This window comes from Tepidiforma sp. (assembly GCF_034433535.1).
GTDB lineage: Bacteria > Chloroflexota > Dehalococcoidia > Tepidiformales > Tepidiformaceae > Tepidiforma.
Genome location: NZ_DAOUAO010000174.1, coordinates 1 through 2,038 on the forward strand (window position 1 = coordinate 1; position 2,038 = coordinate 2,038).

The window sequence follows — 2,038 nt, forward strand, 5'->3', positions numbered from 1 at the left end:
TCGTCGCGGTGGTCGTCGCGGTGGTCGTCGTCATCGTCATCGTCGCGGCGGCGGTCATCATCGTCATCGTCGTCGTAGCCGCTGTTGAGCCCGGGAAGCGCGGCGGCAGCGGCAGGGGACGGGGTTTCTGTGGCGACGGAGGCGGGCGGCGCGGCGGGGGCAGCAGGTGTCGCGGGCGTCGCGGGGGTGGCAGTCCCGCCGGGGGTGGCAGGAGTGGCCGGCGCGGCGGGTGTCGCCGGGGATGCGCCCTCGCGGGGCGTCGCGGCGGGCGTACCGACCTGTGACGATTGCTGCACGGGCACCTGCTGGCGGATGACGATCGGGGTCGCGTCCTGGTAGATGACGATGGGCTGATCGGTTTCGGCGGCGGACGCGGTGGCCGGCGCAGCCCCGGGCAGCTGCCAGGAGGCGGGCGATTCGACCGCGGCGGGCCGGGCGCTTTCGTGGTGGCTCCCGGGGAGGAGGCCCTGGCTGGCAGCGGTGGCACCGACGGCGGCCGCGGAGAGCCCGGTGGTGATTGCGGCGGTCAGGAGGGAAGCAAGACGGTTCATTGCGGCTCCACGGGAAGGTATTCCGCGTGGTACATCGGGGCGCAGGGTTCGGAGGTGTCAGCGTCGCGGGGAACAATCCGGTGAAATCCCGGGGGCGGGCCAGGCCGGGGTGATCCGGAGCGAACCATCGGGGCGGAGGGCGAGGGCGGAAACGCCGGCGTCGGCTGCTTCGGCGAGGGCATCTTCGCCGCCGATGAGGATGGCCTTGGCCCAGGTCTCGGCGAGCCAGCAGCTTTCGGCGATGACGGACACCTGGGCGAAGGTTTCTGCGGCGGGGAGGCCGCTGCGGGGGTCGATGAGGTGGTGGGCTTCGGCCCCGGAGGCGGTGCGCCAGCGGCGCTTGCGGGTTGTGGAGGTTGCGAGGGCGGTGGTGACGCGGCCCTGCCAGGCTTCGCTGCCGGCGAGGTCATCGATGGAGAGGGTCCAACCGGGAGCGCCGGGGGTTTCACCGCCGCTGACGCGGATATCGCCGCCGGCATTGACGAGGGCGCTGGCGAACCCCGCGGCGCGGAGGTGTTCGATGGCGAGGTCGGCTGTCCAGCCCTTCACCATGCCGCCGAGGTCGAGGCGGGCGCCTTCGAGGACCCAGCCGGCCTGGCTTCGGCGGAGGACGGAGGCCAGGTCGGGGGCGGGGAGGCTACGCGGGTGGCCGCCGGCGACCTGTTCGAAGGTGCGGTCGTAGCCGGCGGCTTCGAGGGCGGGAAGGATGGCGGGGTTGAAGCGGCCGCCGGTGCGGCGGTGGGCTTCGAGGGCGAGCTGGAGGGCGGCGTCGAGCCAGGGGTCGGCGATGGGTTCGCCGGCGTTGAGCCGGGAGAGGAGGGATTCGGACCGGAAGCGGGAGAAGCGCTGTTCCTGCTGTTCGAAGAGCAGGCGGACTTCGAGGAAGGCGAGGGAGGGCGGGGCATCGGCCTGGACGAGGAGGTCGATCTCGGTGTTCATGGCGCGGAAGGAGTCACTGCGGAGCACGGGCGCTTCACCGGGGGGCGGGAGTGGGGCACGATCGGGGGATGAGCATGCAGGATTCGACCGACCGGAACGCGCTGCCCCTGTTTATTGTGAACCCGGCCTCGGGGGGAGGACGAACGCGCCATCGCATTGGGGCGCTGATCGACGCGATCGAGCGGGCCGGGCTGGAGGAGGACTGCCTGTTCACCACCCGCCCGGGCGAGGCGACGGAGCTGGCGAGGGAGGCGATCGCGGCGGGGCGAACCTTCCTTGTCGCCTGCGGGGGCGACGGCACGGTGAAGGAGGTCGCGAACGGGATTATGGATGCCGGGGCAAACGAGCGGGTGCTGCTGGGGACGATCGGCCTGGGGACCGGGAAGGACATCGCCAAGTGCCTCGGGATCGGGCGGCCGGCCCGGGCGCTTCGAGCGATCGCGGAGCGGGCGGAGCGCCGGGTCGATATCGGTCGGGTGACGGCGGTCGGCGAGGACGGCGGGGAGGTGGTGCGCTACTTCCTGCTGGAGTGCTCGGCGGGCTGGGTG

The 2,038-nt window shown here is 72.6% G+C and carries 2 protein-coding genes and 1 pseudogene; 1 reads left to right on the forward strand and 2 read right to left on the reverse strand.

Annotation, left to right across the window (positions count from 1 at the left end):
• A pseudogene (locus VAE46_RS09215) lies at positions 1–551 on the reverse strand (hypothetical protein); the annotation flags it as partial.
• Positions 552–608: 57 nt separating this feature from the next.
• Positions 609–1,517, reverse strand: coding sequence for an FAD:protein FMN transferase (locus VAE46_RS09220; RefSeq protein WP_322796639.1), 909 nt, complete (start codon positions 1,515–1,517; stop codon positions 609–611).
• Positions 1,518–1,558: 41 nt separating this feature from the next.
• Here VAE46_RS09220 and VAE46_RS09225 point away from each other — a divergent pair.
• Positions 1,559–2,038, forward strand: a 480-nt coding sequence (locus VAE46_RS09225) for an acylglycerol kinase family protein (RefSeq protein ID WP_322796640.1), incomplete at its 3' end; no start/stop codon positions are given.